2 protein-coding genes and 1 pseudogene are annotated in these 1800 nt (G+C 72.6%); all 3 read right to left on the bottom strand.

Annotated features, from left to right (window positions below):
* Window positions 1–423, bottom strand: a 423-nt coding sequence (locus E1266_RS37070; protein WP_132055230.1) for a methyltransferase, incomplete at its 3' end; no start/stop codon positions are given.
* Between the two features lie 82 nt (window positions 424–505).
* On the bottom strand, window positions 506–1453 hold the full coding sequence (locus E1266_RS37065; RefSeq protein ID WP_132055228.1) for a VWA domain-containing protein: 948 nt from the start codon (window positions 1451–1453) through the stop codon (window positions 506–508).
* Window positions 1450–1800 (bottom strand): annotated as a pseudogene (locus E1266_RS37060) (DUF58 domain-containing protein); the annotation flags it as partial. The gene E1266_RS37065 and the pseudogene E1266_RS37060, both read right to left, overlap by 4 nt.

Genomic DNA, 1800 nt, shown 5'->3' with positions numbered 1-1800 from the left:
GTGCAGGGCGGCCTTGCCGATGCGGATCGGGGGGTTGGACCAGATCGCGTCGAAGCGGAGGGCGGGGTCGGCCTCGTCCCCCAACATGAACCTTACATTGTCAAGGCCGGCGGTTTTGGCATTGCCTTCAGCCAGCTCTATGGCCCGCCGGTTAACATCCACCCCCCAAACCCTCGCCCGCGGCGAGCGGCTGGCCAGGGTGAGGGCGATGGGGCCGTAGCCGCAGCCGAGGTCGAGGAGGTCGCCGGCCGCCGGCGGGGCGGGCCCGGTCTCCAGGAGGATGCGGGTGCCGGGGTCGATGCGGTCCGGGGAGAACATGCCGCTGTCGGTGTCCAGGCGCAGGTGCAGGTCGGGCAGGACGAGGTCGACGGAACGGCGGCGGCTCGCGGCGTCCGGCCGTTCGGCGAAGTAGTGTTCCCCCACGTCGGCCGACCGTATCAGCGTTGGGCGGGTACCGGCGCCGTCCCGGCGGGCACGGCAGGGGCCCCCGCGGGGGCGCGCCCGGTCAGGGGAGGCGGGAGAACCAGGCCAGCGAGGCGCCGCCGGCGGCCAGCGCGAACAGCAGCGCGATGCCGATGTAGCGGGCGGCGACGTCGCGGTGCTCGGTCTCGAAGCCGAGGGAGGTGCCGATGTTGGCGTAGACCTCGCCGAGCTGGCCGGCGTCGGCGGCCTCGTAGGCCTTGCCCTCGGTGTTGTCGGCGAGGGCGCGCAGGGTCTCCTTGTTGACCGAGACGCTGGTGGTCTCGCCTTCGATGTCGACGGTGCCGTAGGGGGTGCCGAAGGCGATGGTGGAGACGGGGATCTGGGCGACGCGGCTGGCGTCGATGGCCTCCTGGACGGTGCGTCCGGTGGTGTTGTCCCCGTCGGACAGCAGGACGATGTGGGCGGGCGGCGGGTCCTGGCGGGCTTCGGCGTCGAAGGACTGGACGGCCTGCAGGGACGTGAAGACGGCCTCGCCTATGGCGGTGCGTTTGGCCAGGGTGAGCCGGTCGAGGGAGGCGATGGCGGTGGCGCGGTCGTCGGACGGCGCAGCGATGAGGTTGGCGTTGCCGGCGAAGGCGACGACGCCGACGTTGAAGCGTGCGGGGAGTTCGCCGATGAACTTCTTGGCGGCGGCTCTGGCGGCGTCGAATCGGCTGGGTGAGACGTCCCTGGCCATCATGGACAGGGAGACGTCGACGGCGACCATGATGGTGGCGCGGTCGCGGGGGACCTTGACCTCGTCGGCGGGGCGCGCGAACCCGACCATCATGAAGGCGATCATGATGAGGAAGAGTGCGGCGGCGACGTGCCGGCGCCAGCCGGGCCGTCGGGGCGCGACCTGGGAGAGCAGCGCGAGGTTGGTGAACCGGACGGCGTAGCTGCGCCGGCGGAACTGGAGCAGCGCGTAGGCGGCGCCGAGGAGCGGCAGCAGGCCGAGGAGCCAGAGGCGGTCGGGTGACAGGAAGGTCATGGACGCGCTCCCGCGGTGGAGACCGACCGGCCTGCGGCGCGGCGTTGGCGGAGGGCGAATCGGGCGATGTCGGCGATCCAGTCGCGGTCGGTGCGCAGGACGAGGTGGTGGGCGCCGGTGCGGCGCAGTGCGTCGCGGGTGCGTTCGCGCTGGGCGGCGGCGGCCGCGGCGTAGCGTTCGCGGGTGCGGGCGCTGAGGACGATCTCGTGGACGGTCCCGGTCTCGGGGTCGGTCATCTCGACGAGGCCGACGTCGGGGAGGTCGAGTTCGCGGGGGTCGATGATCTCGATGGCGAGGACCTGGTGGCGGGCGGTGAGGCGGCGCAGGGGGCGTTCCCAGTCGGGGTG

Origin of the sequence: Actinomadura sp. 7K534 (assembly GCF_004348575.1) — a bacterium.
In the GTDB taxonomy this organism is placed as follows: Bacteria; Actinomycetota; Actinomycetes; order Streptosporangiales; family Streptosporangiaceae; genus Spirillospora; species Spirillospora livida.
Note: the sequence above shows the minus strand (reverse complement) of the source record. Positions and strands in the feature narration are given on the sequence as shown.